Annotated in this window: 13 protein-coding genes and 1 pseudogene; 6 read left to right on the top strand and 8 right to left on the bottom strand. The window is 40.8% G+C overall.

What is annotated here, in order from left to right; genetic code table 11:
* Positions 1–47: 47 nt before the first annotated feature.
* Complete coding sequence (locus RTS10_RS06940; protein ID WP_312385586.1) at positions 48–188, bottom strand: hypothetical protein; 141 nt, start codon at positions 186–188, stop codon at positions 48–50.
* A gap of 176 nt (positions 189–364) precedes the next feature.
* Here RTS10_RS06940 and RTS10_RS06945 point away from each other — a divergent pair, with 176 nt between their 5' ends.
* The 4 genes from RTS10_RS06945 to RTS10_RS06960 all read left to right on the top strand — a co-directional run bounded on the left by RTS10_RS06945 (position 365) and on the right by RTS10_RS06960 (position 4,127).
* Positions 365–1,063 (top strand): hypothetical protein, encoded by a 699-nt coding sequence (locus tag RTS10_RS06945; protein ID WP_312385587.1) that lies wholly within the window; start codon positions 365–367, stop codon positions 1,061–1,063.
* A 155-nt stretch (positions 1,064–1,218) separates the two neighbouring features.
* Positions 1,219–2,478 (top strand): translesion error-prone DNA polymerase V subunit UmuC, encoded by a 1,260-nt coding sequence (umuC, locus tag RTS10_RS06950; protein WP_312385588.1) that lies wholly within the window; start codon positions 1,219–1,221, stop codon positions 2,476–2,478.
* 11 nt (positions 2,479–2,489) lie between these two features.
* Positions 2,490–2,909, top strand: a complete 420-nt coding sequence (gene umuD / locus RTS10_RS06955; RefSeq protein ID WP_312385589.1) for a translesion error-prone DNA polymerase V autoproteolytic subunit — start codon at positions 2,490–2,492, stop codon at positions 2,907–2,909.
* Positions 2,910–3,425: 516 nt separating this feature from the next.
* Complete coding sequence (locus RTS10_RS06960; RefSeq protein ID WP_312385590.1) at positions 3,426–4,127, top strand: IS1 family transposase; 702 nt, start codon at positions 3,426–3,428, stop codon at positions 4,125–4,127.
* Between the two features lie 109 nt (positions 4,128–4,236).
* Here RTS10_RS06960 and arsC read toward each other — a convergent pair whose 3' ends face one another.
* A complete protein-coding gene (gene arsC, locus RTS10_RS06965) occupies positions 4,237–4,647 on the bottom strand; it encodes an arsenate reductase (glutaredoxin) (RefSeq protein ID WP_312385592.1) in 411 nt (136 codons plus the stop codon).
* A gap of 25 nt (positions 4,648–4,672) precedes the next feature.
* Positions 4,673–5,965, bottom strand: coding sequence for an arsenic transporter (locus RTS10_RS06970; protein ID WP_239743207.1), 1,293 nt, complete (start codon positions 5,963–5,965; stop codon positions 4,673–4,675).
* A 67-nt stretch (positions 5,966–6,032) separates the two neighbouring features.
* Between RTS10_RS06970 and RTS10_RS06975 the strand changes: the two genes are divergently transcribed.
* Both RTS10_RS06975 and RTS10_RS06980 read left to right on the top strand, forming a co-directional pair.
* A complete protein-coding gene (locus RTS10_RS06975; protein WP_007117092.1) occupies positions 6,033–6,299 on the top strand; it encodes an ArsR/SmtB family transcription factor in 267 nt (88 codons plus the stop codon).
* Between the two features lie 268 nt (positions 6,300–6,567).
* Positions 6,568–6,723, top strand: a pseudogene (locus RTS10_RS06980) (transposase-like zinc-binding domain-containing protein); the annotation flags it as partial.
* 151 nt (positions 6,724–6,874) lie between these two features.
* On the opposite strand, the gene RTS10_RS06985 reads toward RTS10_RS06980, so the two are convergent.
* The 5 genes from RTS10_RS06985 to RTS10_RS07005 form a co-directional block, all read right to left on the bottom strand.
* A complete protein-coding gene (locus RTS10_RS06985; protein WP_312539745.1) occupies positions 6,875–8,356 on the bottom strand; it encodes a TolC family protein in 1,482 nt (493 codons plus the stop codon).
* 97 nt (positions 8,357–8,453) lie between these two features.
* Positions 8,454–9,617 carry an ABC transporter permease gene (locus tag RTS10_RS06990; RefSeq protein ID WP_312539746.1) on the bottom strand — a complete coding sequence of 388 codons (1,164 nt, stop codon included), beginning with the start codon at positions 9,615–9,617 and terminating at the stop codon, positions 8,454–8,456.
* Positions 9,618–9,620: 3 nt separating this feature from the next.
* A complete protein-coding gene (rbbA, locus tag RTS10_RS06995; protein ID WP_312539748.1) occupies positions 9,621–12,464 on the bottom strand; it encodes a ribosome-associated ATPase/putative transporter RbbA in 2,844 nt (947 codons plus the stop codon).
* Between the two features lie 20 nt (positions 12,465–12,484).
* Entirely contained in the window at positions 12,485–13,783 is a 1,299-nt protein-coding gene (locus tag RTS10_RS07000; protein ID WP_312539750.1) for an HlyD family secretion protein, read from the bottom strand.
* Between the two features lie 467 nt (positions 13,784–14,250).
* Positions 14,251–14,523, bottom strand: a complete 273-nt coding sequence (locus tag RTS10_RS07005; RefSeq protein WP_312539751.1) for a hypothetical protein — start codon at positions 14,521–14,523, stop codon at positions 14,251–14,253.
* Positions 14,524–14,654 lie beyond the last annotated feature (131 nt).

The following is a 14,654-nucleotide window of genomic DNA, read 5'->3' on the forward strand; positions in this document are numbered from 1 at the left end:
ACTATCTCGTATTTTTTAGAATGGTGGTAGATGGGATGGTCGGATGCTTACATTTCATAAGCCAATTTTACTTCTGCTTTAGCTAATAATTGAGTAATAGTTATAGCGTGGTTTTGCCCTTTGGGCAAAGCCTTATAAAGTGTTAGTATTTGTTTTAACAAAGGCGTTTCTTTATTAGATAATGACATGCATTTCCCGATTAATTTGGCTTCAATATGAATAAAATATATAGAATGACAAAAATAAGAGATATTTTCACTGTATTAAATCATCGGACTAATAATGTCCGATAATTAAGATATTATTACTTTAGCGAATATAAATAAACATTGTTGTAAGTTAGATTATTTAAAGGTAACCCCCTATGAAAACACGCCATATTAACTCAGCTTATGCATTAAATTGGAATGAGTTTGAAGAGTTTACAAGACAAGAATTCTTAGATCGTCAAGACGAACAACCTGAACAATGTATGGGAGAAAGAAAAGAGCTATTAGATTTCGCACAAGAAAAATTTAAACAATATAAGTCTCTCAAAACTATGCCCATTGGTGACCAACGAGTTATTGCAGGCGTTTGTAAGTTGAGTGAACCAGAATTTCCTTTCTTCGCATGGTTCGGTGCTTTAACTGCTGTAGGTAAAATGAAGGGTTATTTTAATCCCACTAAGCCCAAGCAAGTGCAAGCAATCATTATTTCTGACGCGCTAGATTTAATTCCATTAGAAGGTGAAGTAACAAAAAGAGATTTTGTTAATTATATCAAAAAATTTAATGAAATTTCATCAAGCAAACATCCTAATATGATGTCAAGCTACTATCGTTTTTTAACTTTGAAACGTCCTGATGTGTTTGTTGGATTAAATGGGTTAAATAATTACAATTTAAATTACTTGTATGAAATGCCTATAAAAGCAAAGCCGAACCAATATTGGGAAGTTTTACAGCAAATTAAGGAATCTAATTGGTATCAAAATGCTAATGTTGAAAGCCAAATATATCCTTATCGCATGGCTTTCCTAGATAGTATTTGTTATCAAGTAACTAATGAGATAGAAGCATAAGAAAGTAAACGAAGTATCGTATCAAAATCAAAATGTAAGCGACGTAAATCGTCGCTTACATTTTTTTCACCCTTGAAAAAAAACGCACCAATTCACTACACTTAAAGTCAGTCCATTAAGTATTTATCAATACCATAACTTTAGGCTGATGAAACATGTATGCCCTTGTTGACTGCAATAGCTTTTATGCGTCCTGCGAAAAACTATTTCGTCCTGACCTACGAAATATACCAGTCGTTGTATTATCCAACAACGATGGCTGTGTCATTGCACGCTGTGCCTTGGCTAAAAAGATTGTCAAAATGGGCATACCGTATTTTCAGTGCAAAGACTTACTTGAGAAGAGTGGCTGTGTGGTTTTTAGCAGTAACTACACACTGTACCAAGATATCTCTAACCGCGTGATGACCACCTTAGAAAGCTTATCACCTGACTGTGAGATTTATAGCATTGATGAAGCTTGGTTAGACTTAACAGGCTATACCACCGCATTAATAGGACTTGATGCCTATGCCAACCAGGTGAAGCAAACGGTCTATAAAAATGTAGGCGTACCTGTGGGTGTCGGCATTGCACCTACCAAAACCTTAGCGAAACTAGCAAATCACTATGCCAAACAACAAGGCGGTATCTGTGTAATTGACAACCATGATTACCGTACACAGCTGCTTGCCCAAACCGATATCGCTGACATTTGGGGTGTTGGACGCCAACTCACCAAACGCTTAAATATTTTAGGCATAAAAACTGCCTTAGATTTAGCCAACTATCTCATCAAACCGTTAGCAAAACAAACCAGTGTGTTAACTGAACGTACCGCCTTAGAACTTAACGGCATTCGTTGTTATGGCTTGGATGCTACTGAGCCCAAAAAAGAAATCGTTTGTAGCCGTAGCTTTGGTCAGCGTATAACAGATAAAACCCAAATTATCGAAGCAGTGGTACTTTATACCACCCGAGCCTGTGAAAAACTACGCAATCAGCAAAGCCTAGCCAAACGTATTACGGTTTTTATTCGTACAGGTCAATTTAATCACAATGGAAAACAACGTAGTGTTAGCTTATCAAGTGAACTGATACACCCATCTGATGACAGCCGTCTATTTATTAAAATGGCAACTCTACTTGTCGATAAACTCTGGCTGGATGGCTACCGATATGCCAAAGCAGGGGTAATGCTCACTGATTTTTATAGCCATAAACCCTACCAAGACGATTTGTTCGAAAATAGGGCGGCTTATGATATTGAGAAGAGCCACAGGCTAATGCAAGCGTTAGATACGATCAATCTTCAGTTTGGCGCACATACCTTAAAATTTGCCAGTGAAGGCACTACCAAAACATGGCAGATGAGCCGTGATATGTTGTCTCCTTGTTATACCACCAATGTTAAACAACTCCCAAAAGTACATTAAGGCGGCAATTCATGACAGTGGCAATTATTGGCTTATTAGACGAACTACTTGAAAAACAGTATTTTCCGTTATTTAACGATGTGGTACGAGCTGGATTTCCAAGTCCTGCCAGTGACTATGTGCAAGACCGTATTGATTTAAATGAGTTGTTGGTTAATCATCCAAGTTCAACTTACCTTGTTGAGGTGGCAGGCTATAGCTTAAAAGATATTGGGATTTATCCGCATGATATTTTGGTGGTGGATAGAGCGATAACGGCTAAGCATAAAGACATTGTGATAGCCTTAGTGGATGATGGCTTTATGGCAAAACAGCTTATCTTAGGTGACAATATTATTCTACGCTCACATAACCCGGATTATCCTGATATCCTTATCAAGGATAATCTGGAGCTATTTGGGGTGGTGGTGAGTGTGGTGAGGAAGTTGTAATATCATGGCAAATTGACTTAAATAATAAATTTGAGGGGTTTTACTCAATTTAATAGCTGAATAAATCTGCTATGCACTTAATTGGATTAAGTTTTATTATTCAAATCGTTTCTATAAAAATCAAACAATAAAAAAAGCCGTAATTTTCATACGGCTTTTAAGAGGAGGTGGGCTCAGAAATAAAGAAGCTATTCGTAATAAAAAATAAGAAGTTAGATACTTGCAGTCCAAGCTTTAATAACTTTTTATTTGATACGAATCTATGTTCACTAGATTTCTATCATTAGTCCACCTTTTTTTAGTTTAACAATTAACCATGAAATTTAATGTTAAAAAATGTAATTATAAGTTAAGATTTTGTTTCAAATATTAGTCTAATGAAAAGATACTCAGCTTAAAATTGCCCTACTTAAATTATATTCACTTATTTAACTAAAATAATCGGTACTGGTCTGAAAAGTATGCTGAGGTGTAAATAAAAAAGACAGCTTGAGAAAAAGATGATAATTTGAGGTTATGAAGACACAAATTACAATCAGATGCCCAAGCTGTCTGGGTTTAAGTATAAAGAAAAATGGCTGGAAAATCTATGGTAAACAGAATTATCGATGCAAAGACTGCCATCGGCAATTCATCCATGAGATGGATTTAAGCTACCAAGGATGCAAAAGCGAAATCAATGCCAAGATACGCTTAATGCTAGTTCGAGGCTGTATTGTTGCTGACATTGTTATCATTGAGAAAGTTAGCAAGTACAAAATATTAAGCGTTTTAGTCAATTCAAACCATGATATAAAACCCAAACAACGCTATTATCTAAAACTGCAAGTGGATGAGTTTTGGACGTATGTAGGGCATAAGAAGAACAAGGTATGGCTAGTCTATGCATACGACTCAGATACCAGTGAGATTGTTGCCTTCGTATGGGGCAAACGTAATCTAAAGACGGCTAGAGAGCTAAGAGCCAAGCTTGATGCGTTAGGCATTGACTTTGGCTATATCTGCTGTGATAACTGGGATAGTTTTTTAACCGCCTTTGATTTTGACTTTAAAAAGGTGGGTAAATACCATACGGTTGATATTGAAGGGAACAACAATCGTTTTAGGCAAAGGCTTAGGCGAGTCTTTCGAAAGACAAGCTGTTTTTCGAAAAAGCTAGCAAATCATTTTAAAGCGTTTGATTTACTGTTCCACTATGTCAATTATGGCTGGGTATAGTGAGCATTCTTTTTATACCACAGCCCGATAGTTTATTGCTGAAATGAGAAAGCCGTTACTCGGGATTCCCAGTAACGGCTTACAAGTTCAATAAAAACAGGTGTTTTGACTAAATTTTCGGCTCAATCTTTTCCCCATCTTCTTTGATAAAGGTTTTGGTTAAGGGCGTATCAATCAAATCTAGTACAACTTCGGAAGGACGGCACAGCTTAACGCCTTTATCACTCACAACGATTGGACGATTGATTAGAAGTGGGTCAGCTAACATAGCTTGAATAAGGTCATCATCAGTCAAACTAAGGTTATCTAGTTTACGTTCAGCGTAAGGCGGCACATTTACACGCAGTAATTGTCTTGGGGTAATACCCATTTTGGTAATTAAATCACGCAGGGTTGTTTCATCAGGTGGGTTATCCAAATACTGAATAACAGAAGGCTCAATTCCTTGATGTTTGATAAGAGCAAGCGTGTTGCGTGATGTGCCACAGTTAGGGTTGTGGTAAATTGTGATATTTTGCATACTTGTTCCTTTTTAAGTTTTAAAATTATTGAATTATTGGCAACCAAATTGCCAATGCAACCAATGTAGCCACCAATACAGGCAAGGTTAAAATAATACCGACTTTAATATAATAGCCCCAACTCACCGTAATATTTTTACTGGCTAAAACGTGCAACCATAATAAGGTAGCGAGTGAGCCAATCGGGGTAATTTTCGTGCCTAAATCACAGCCTATTACATTGGCATAAATCATGGCCTGCTTTATCATGGGGTCATGGATAATCGCCTCATCAATCGCTAAAGCTTGAATTAGCACCGTTGGCATATTATTCATGACAGATGAAAGCCCTGCCGATAATAACCCTGTTCCTACTGTAGCTGTCATCATGCCATGATTAGCGAGTTGGCTTAACTCATGAGCTAAATAATCGGTCAGCCCTGCATTTTTTAAACCATACACCACCAAATACATACCCAATGAAAATATCACCACTTGCCATGGGGCATTTTTGACAATCGGCAACACCGTTATTTTTTTACCCATTTTCGCTACCACAAGCAACACCAACGCTCCAACCCCTGCAATGAAGCTAATGGGTACACCTATAGGCTCAAGTACGAAAAAACCCAACAACAGTAACGCCAATACCACCCAACCCATGATAAAGGTATTTTTATCCACGATAGCCGATTGTGAGTTTTCGATTAAATCCAACGCATAAACCGTAGGAATGTCTTTATGATAAAACCCATACAATACCAATAATGAGGTGACAACCGCTACTACGTTTACTGGTATCATCACTTTGGCATAATCGGTAAAAGGGATTTTAAAAAAGTCAGCCGACACAATATTTACCAAATTAGACACCACGAGCGGAATACTGGCGGTATCAGCGATAAACCCTGCTGTCATAATAAAAGCAAGGGTAGTCGCAGGGGAAAAGCGTAACGTGGTTAAAATCGCAATCACAATGGGTGTTAATATCAAAGCCACACCATCATTGGCAAACAATGCCGATACCACCGCCCCAAGTAGCACAATAAACGCAAACAACCGATTACCGCTACCTTTTGCTAATCTTGCGACGTGCAAGGCGATATAGCGGAAAAAGCCTGCTTCATCAAGTAACAGACTAATAATAATAATAGCAATAAAGGCAAAGGTAGCGTTCCAAACAATATTCCACACTACAGGAATATCGGCAACCGTTATTACCCCTAATAGCAAAGCTATCCCAGCCCCGATACTGGCAGTCCAACCGATGCCCAAGCCTTTAGGTTGCCATATTACAAATATCAAAGTCACTAGAAAAATGAGTAATGCGGTAATCATTGACTGCCTATAGAAACCTGTTAAAATTGAGCTATACTATAATCTATATATTTGGATATGTAAATATATGAATAAAACAGACTTTCTCAAGGCGTTAAGCGACCCCACCAGATTAAAAATTGTGCAACTACTTAATCAGAAGCAAGCGTTATGCGTGTGTGACATCATTAGCGAGTTAGACCAACCCCAGCCAACTATCTCACGGCATTTAAACCAATTAAAGCAAATCGGTATTTTAGAAAGTGAGCGTAAAGGCACTTGGATTTGGTATTCGATTAGTCAAGAGTTACCAAGTTGGGGTAAAGCGGTAATTGGTGCATTGGAATTAAATTAAATTAAATGTATGATTCATAGAGATCGTTTGAGGGCGTTCAAAATTCTGTGTCAGGATAAATTAAATTAGAGGCTCATTACCGCATCTAATCGACCAGGGAAATGGAGAGACAACTGCATCATCGTCTGACCCCAGTTTTTTGAAAACTACCGCTGGTTCTAGTGAGCATACTTTTCAAACCACAGCCCTCATTGTGGTACTGGTCTGAAAAGTATGCTGAGGTGTAAATAAAAAAGACAGCTTGAGAAAAAGATGATAATTTGAGGTTATGAAGACACAAATTACAATCAGATGCCCAAGCTGTCTTGGCTTTAGTATAAAGAAAAACGGCTGGAAAATCTATGGCAAGCAGAACTACCAATGCAAAGACTGTCATCGACAATTCATTCATGAAACGGAGCTAAGTTACCAAGGCTGTAAAAGCGATAAAGCAACGTATTGTTTGAAAAATCCGGCTAAGCCTAAAAATGCATTTATAAGTTGTGTATTGGACATTCTAAACAAAATATACTTTCAAATTGGCAGGCTGATCATGTAGCGAAGTTAAACAATCAGCCTATAATCAAGTGAATCAATTACCACCCACCACCCAAGCTGTTATATAAGGCAATCAAATTAAGGGCTTGACCCAATTCATTTTGTAGCAAATTTTGCTCATATTCTTGGGCGGTGATTCGAGCCTTTGGCATATCATCAAAGGTTAGTCGTCCATAATTAAATAACTTTTTGGCATGGTCTGCCTGCAGTTCGGCATCTTTGACGGCATTTTGTAGGTTACGATGTTGACGAATCAAAGCGATATTAAGCTGTGAGCTGTTATCCACTTCTGCCAATGCAGTGAGCAAGGTTTTATCATAGTCCGCCATTACCGCCTGTACTCGGGCATCGGCTGCTTCGATGTTATGTTTAATACGGCCATTGGTAAACAATGGCACCGAGACATTGGCATTAATCAGCCCTGCGGTTATCCCAGTACTATCTAAGTCATTATTACTAATGGACAAACCGCCATTCAATACCCCAAAATTAATCCCAAATCTAGGGTATTGGTCGGCAACCGCGCTACCATGCAAAGCGGCTAGTGCATTAACTTGCGCCTGTTTGGCGCGAATATCGGGGCGACGGGTCAGTAAATCGCTAGGATAATAGCCTTGTGGGGCAGGGGGCAAGTGTTTTAAGACATTGACAGGGCTAGGTGGCAAGTCAAAGTCTTGTGATGTCTTACCACTTAATACTGCGATTTGGCGGATATTGGCTTGACGTTCTGCAGAGAGATTGTCTTGTTTGGCTTTGATACCTTGCAATTTAATATCGATATCATCAATGTCATAGCGAGTCGCTTGTCCTAAATCAAAACGCGCTTTGGCGTAACGGCGTAACTCGCTTAGCGAAGATTGGGTTTGCTTGAGAATTAACGCTTCTTGTTCTTTACTGCGTGCTTGAAAATACGCTTGGGCGATTTTGGCAGCGACTAGCATATGAGCACCGTGGATTTTTTCTTGGGTCGCAAGATAGGCGTAGCCTGCGGCATCGGCATCGCTTTGTTTTTTGCCAAAAAAATCAGGTTCCCAACTAGCTAATATGCCCAAATGATAAGCATGTCCATCAACATCAAGGCTAGAATCGCCCCAATCACTACCAAGCATACCTAGAGGTTTGCGGACCTTAGAGGGTAAAGGGTTATCGACATCACTATTCACGCCTGTGATGCTGCCACCGGCACCTACCATAATACCTTTATTGGCATTGGCAAGATTAGCAACTGCACTTGCTTCATCAATCCGAGCCTTAGCTTCTCGTATATCCGGTGCCGTTTGTAGGGCATGCTCGATTAGGCTAGTAAGTACAGGGTCATGGAAATTTTGCCACCATGTGCTGATATTGCTTTGCTCACCAACCGGCAATACATAATTAAATTTTTGTGGCATAACAACTTGGGATTGCGATTTGACAGGCGTATTTTGACAGCCAGTTAAACTGGCGGTAAAAGCAGTGGTTAATATACCTGCTAAAATTAAATGAGATAAAGTAGATTGCTTCATAGTTTTACCGGTCATTTTTATCACTATTTTTAACTTTGGATTTGGTTAACATCTCGATTGATAAGGGTATAACACATACACCCAATATACCGTAATTTTGCCAAAATTATCTTTACCCTTGTTTATCAAGCATACTGCGAAAGCGTTTTAGGGCAAAAAACATAAAAATCAGACCTGACACGGTCATCTCGAGCAAATAATGTCCCACGATAGGCAAATTGGCGTCACGAAATAGCACCGCATGGCTAAATAAGGCATATTGGGTCACAGGGGAGAATTGCGAAATACTTTGCACCCAGGTAGGCATACTCTCAAAGGGGGCATCGCCGCCTGATATTAGTCGTAAAATCACATACACCGGCAACGACAATAGTCCAAATTGTGGCAAAGTCGGCGCAAGGGTAGAAAACATAATACCCATTGCCGACGCCGAGAATAAAAATACAAATGTACCCAGCATATACAAGGCAATTGAGCCATTAATCTGGACACCAAGCCACCCTTGCACCACAAACATCAAGGATAAAAACGCAGCCATCGCTATCACCACGCCGTTACTGATGATTTTTGACAAGGCTATTTGGTTGGCGGAAACAGGCATGACCAGTAAATGCTCAATCGTTCCTCGTTCTTTTTCACGGATAATCGCTGCGCCCACTAGCATCATGGCAAGTAAAAAAATGAAGCCCACAATGTTGGTTGCCGAGAAAAACCAATGGCTGATAGTATTCGGATTAAACCACACGCTGGTTTGCACCTTTACCGGTAGTTGATCTAACGGGCTGGTTTTTTTAAGATAGTTATAGCTTTCTTTATTAAAAATCTCTTGGATATAAACCATACCCACCCCTGCTTGCGACACGGCAGTGGCATCAGCAGAAAGTTGCACCGTTGGATGTTTATTATCCCGCACGTCTTTCTCAAAATTTTCTGGAAATTCAAGCGAGAAAATATAGTCGCCTTTATCAAAGCCATCACTGAGTTTTTCAGTATCTGGTATATACACGGGTTTTTGAAAGTTTGGTGGTTGTAGGGTCGATACCATATAATTGCTCATTTGCGATTGGTCGTGGTCAACCACTGCCACAGTGGCGTTATGCACTTCGGTAGTGATCCCTGTCGAAATGGTATAAATCGACACGGTGAACAAAAAAGCAATGATGATAATTACCATTTTATCGCTAAATAGGGTTTGAAACTCCTTGTTGGTTAAGGTGATGACGTTTTTAACCCATTGTCCCCATGGGGATGGTGGCCTGCTAACTTGATGATACATGGCTTATTTCTCCTGTTTTTGCAAACACAGACTTGCCAAGGTTACATAGGCAACCCCAAAGCCTAAAATAATCACATAGTTATGCACAAAACTGTCAATTTCTAACCCTTTGGTAAATGCACCTAAGCTGATTTGTTGGAAGTATGCCGCAGGGAAAGCTTGACCTACCCAATGGCTACTGCCTGTGATCGATGACAGTGGGTATAAAAATCCTGAGAAGTTCAATGCAGGAATCATGGCAGCCACCGCCGTAGCAAACACAGCAGAAACTTGGGTTTTCATCATTGAAGAAATCCATAATCCAAAGCCTGTTGCAGTACACACCAACAAAAATGCCCCAATAGTTAGTCCCATAAACGAGCCTTTGACCGGTACACCAATAATGACGATTGCAATCCAAACTAAGCTAAAATAACTGCCCAATGCGGTCAAAATATAGGGTATTTGCTTTCCTATTAAAAACTGGGTGGTTGAGGCAGGAGAGGTATAAAGATTGCTAATTGAGCCGAGTTCTTTTTCTCGTACTACCCCTAAAGCAGTCATCATCGCAGGAATCAAAATCAAGCCAAGCATAATCGTGCCAGGGATGATGGCATAAATACTGGCAAAGCCTTGGTTATATAAAAAACGCGGGTCTATCACCATCACAGGGCGGGTATCAAGGGGTAAGCCTGTTTGACGGATTTTGTCTTGGGCATAGTTGAGTAAAATACCTGTGACAAAGCCTTTGATATTGTCTGCAATAAAGGGCGCACTACCGTCAATATAAAAATTAATCTCAGGTCTGTCTAAGTGCTTCATATCTGAAGCAAAATGGTCAGGGATTTCTAACACCAGTTTAGATTGACCGCTTTTAAGCTGCGTTTGGACTTCTTCGATAGAGTCAAGCTTTTTTACGCCCGAAAAATAAGGCGAACCATCAAAATATTGGATAAGTTCACGGCTTTCAGTACTTTGGTCGTGGTCGATAACTGCCATGTTCAAATGATTAATGTCAAACGACACAGCATACGCTACCGTCATCATGATGATCACAGGGCCAATCAAAGCAAATGATAGTCGAATTTTATCTCGGCGTAATTCTTTGCTTTCCCGATTGGCAAAAGCAAGCATGAGTGACAACCAAGCCCATAAGCCTTTACGGTGGGTGGCTTTTTTACCGGTCTCTTTAGCCGATTGTGTTTGCGGTGTGGTTGATTTGATCTGTTCGCCATTTGCTTGATTATTAGCTCTAGGGGGTTTTTGCTCGACTTTGTTGTCATTGGATGTTTCGAGTAAATACTCGATAAAGGCTTCTTCCAACGTTTTGGCGTGTTTGTTGGCTTGTAACTCTCGTGGTTTGCCCACCGCTAGCAAGTTGCCTTGATGCATTAGCGAAATACGATCACAACGCAACGCTTCACTCATAAAATGGGTGGAGACAAAAATGGTAATCCGTTGTTCACGAGATAATTCGACCAATTTTTTCCAAAACATATCCCTTGCAGCGGGGTCAACCCCTGACGTCGGCTCATCTAAAATCAACACTTTAGGTTGGTGCAAGCATGCAGCTGCTAATTGCAGGCGTTGGCGAATACCCAGTGGTAAATCTGCCGGCAGTTTGTCGGCTTCTTTGGTCAAATCAAAGGTGGCAAGGCTTTGGTCGATATAGTTTTTCTGTTCACTTTCTGGAATACGGTATAGTTTGGCATGGAGTTTTAAGTTACCACGTACAGTCAGTTCTTCGTAAAGAGAGAAAGCTTGTGACATATAGCCGACTTTTAGGCGGTTTTCGATGCTACCTGCGGTAACAGGTTCGCCAAGCAATTTGGCTGTACCTTCAGTCACATCAAGTAAGCCTGTCAACATTTTCATGGTAGTGGATTTACCGCAACCATTTGACCCTAAAAAGCCAAAAATCTCACCTTGAGCGATACTAAAACTCACATGGTTCACTGCCACAAAGTCACCAAAGCGTTTGGTTAAGCCTTCGGCTTTAATGGCGGGTGGTAGGCTAGGGTCGGGTACAAACGGGGGTACTGTAAAGTTACTGTCGCCGCGTTTATTTTCTGGCAATAGCACATTATAGGCTTCTTCAAGGTTGAGCCGACCTTCAGCATCATAATAGTTTTGGGCATATTTTTTCACCACATTGGTGGTTTTATCATTAATTAGCACTTCGCCATCGTTCATCGCGATGATGTACTCAAACTGGGCGGCTTCATCGATATACGCTGTCGAAACAAGCACGGTCATGCTTGGGTTCTCGGCTCGGAGCGAATCGACCAATCGCCAGAACTGCTGACGCGAGAGGGGGTCAACCCCTGTTGTCGGTTCATCCAAAATTAGCAAATCTGGGTCGTGCACCAAGGCACAGCACAGGCTGAGTTTTTGTTTCATACCACCAGAGAGTTTGCCAGCCGGACGGTCTTTGAACTTAAGCAAGTCGGTCGCTGCCAATAATCGCTCAATGCGAGCTTGGCGAGAAGCTTTGTCAATGCTAAATAGCCGAGCATGAAAGTCGATATTTTCAAAAACCGATAGGGTAGGGTAAAGGTTGTGTCCCAAGCCTTGCGGCATAAAGGCGACTTTATTGAGTAAAAACTCTCGAGCTTTTTTATTGTGCATATCCTTGTTCAGCACTTGAACTGTGCCGGTTTGGATTTTTTTCATCCCAGCAATTAGGCTTAGCAAGGTCGATTTGCCGACACCATCAGGCCCGACCAGACCGATGGTAGCAGATTTGGGAATAGCTATACTGACGTTTTTGATGGCTTGGATGACCTTACCATAGCGATGCGAGACATTGCTCACTACCACAGCAAAGTCATCACTATTGTCTTTGGATTGAGTGTTATCGAAAGTCATGCTGACGCATCCTTTGTCGGTTATTGCCCTACCGTTACGGTGGATGCGATTTGTGGATGTACAGGTCGGCTTGGGGCGATTGGTACAATCGATGGCATTTTGACTTCTAGGTCCTTGCTCCATGCTTTACTTGGATCAAGTTGCACATAACCTTGGGCTGTCATACCGCCTTTGAGCAAGGTTTGGTAACGGCTTGCCACTTGTGGATCAAGACTTAATTTGACACGGTACATCATCTTTTCACGTTCGTTTTTGGTTTCGACGGATTTTGGCGTGAATTGTGATTGGTTAGCCACAAAGCTAACTTTGGCAGGGAGTACGGCTTTGATACCGTCTAACACGATACGGGCAGGGCTACCAATTTGAACTTGATTACTGCTGTCAGTTGGCAAAAAGATTTCAAGATAGACATCGTTTGGATCAACTAAGGTTACAACTTTGCTACCAGGGGCAATCACATTACCCACTTCGACAATGCGATATTCAACCCGCCCTGCTTGTGGGGCACGCACATACATATCTGATTGAATCGATTTGACACGATTGATTTGAGATTGGGCTTGGTTGATCCCTGCTTGGGCTTGCTCGATCCCTGCTTGGGCTTGGTTAATTCCTGCTTGGGCTTCGGCAACGGCTGCTTTGGCCTCGGCAATACCCGATTGGGCTTCAGCAATACCTGCTTGTGCTTCTGTGCCACCTGCCGCTGCTTGTGCTTTGGCGGCTTGAGCAGCAAGAACTTCGGCTTTGGCAGCTTGGTAGGCCTGCTCACGTTGTTGTAATTCAGCGATAGAAACTAAGTTATCTTTCCGCAATGCTTTTGTGTTGTTTAGATTGTCTAGCGCGATTTGTAATTGGGCTTTTTTAGCAGCAATCACCGCATCGGCTTGGTTGACACCGCCTTGGGTACGAGCATAGCCGCCTTCAGCACGTTTTTCGGTACCCATGGCACGAGTGACCGCGCCTTCAGCACGAGCTTTGGCAGCTTGCGCTTGCGATTTACGGCCTTCGGCTTGTGATTTCGCAGCTTCGGCTTGTGATTTCGCAGCTTCGGCACCTTGCAGTTGAGTATCAAGTTCTTCAGAAGATAAGGTCACCAGTGGCGTGCCTTTTTCGACCAAGTCACCTTCATGCACAAGCACTTGGCTGACACGTCCTGCGCGTAGGCTAGCCACATCGATATTTTGTAGTTGTAGACGTCCATTGGAAGAGGCAAAGCCTTCTGGGGTCGTATCAGCGGTACGTTTGTAGTTCATATACACAGCAAAAGCGACTGCCACAGCCAATATCAAGGCGATCAGAATATAATAAGATTTTTTCATGTTTTAGTCTTAAAAAATAGCTGACAACTATTTAATAGTACTTTGTAAAAATCCTTTTTAAGTATCTAATAGAACAGTTATCAACATTTATTATAGAAAAAATAAAGCTTTCCAAATCTTTATTTGTTCACGCACAATATATTCCCTTAATAGAGTTATTGATAAAAAACTCACAAGAAGATAGGGCTATTATGATTTTTTGTTTAAGATAGTACGTAAATTCTAATTTATATCATTACTTGTAATGCAAGAAATAAAAACTAAAAACTGTTTCTAAAATAAATCTTAGCACTAAAATTCATATAAGAGTAACAATACAGAAAAAAATTTGTGAACGAACGTTAAGGAGAATTTTCTTCCAATATTCCAAAAAATATGGCTTTCTAATAAAACTTTGAGCGTCTAAGGCTTGATTTAGGGCATCTAAGACTAGCTGAGTGCCCCCACTGTCAGAATAGTTGTCACCCTCACCTAAACAACCCAAATGGGGGAAAAGGAGACAATACAATGTTCCCCTGCAATCGCCATAGCACCGAAATTGTTTTACCTTCAATGGCATAAGTGGCGGTAAGCGTGTTGTAGGTTGGCGTAATGGTGTTTTTCTCGAGTTGCACCAATTCTTTTAAAATCTTATCAATTCTCTCTGGCGACAAGCCCAGAGGCGGTAATACAGGTCTTCCATTCTCTTCTGACACACCGATGACAATATAGCTAGCCACTACCAAGGTTGTAAAATTCATTGGGAAAGGCACACAGCGTGTGGATCACGCTCTCTGGATTCCAGTCAGTTTTTTATTCAATATGCTCGCTTTCAATCGTACGTTGTAAAAGCAAGTCGTTGATATTAACAGATAGCTTATTGTGCATGATT

The sequence above is a fragment of the Moraxella sp. CTOTU47616 genome (assembly GCF_032017465.1).
Lineage (GTDB): Bacteria > Pseudomonadota > Gammaproteobacteria > Pseudomonadales > Moraxellaceae > Faucicola > Faucicola tetraodonis.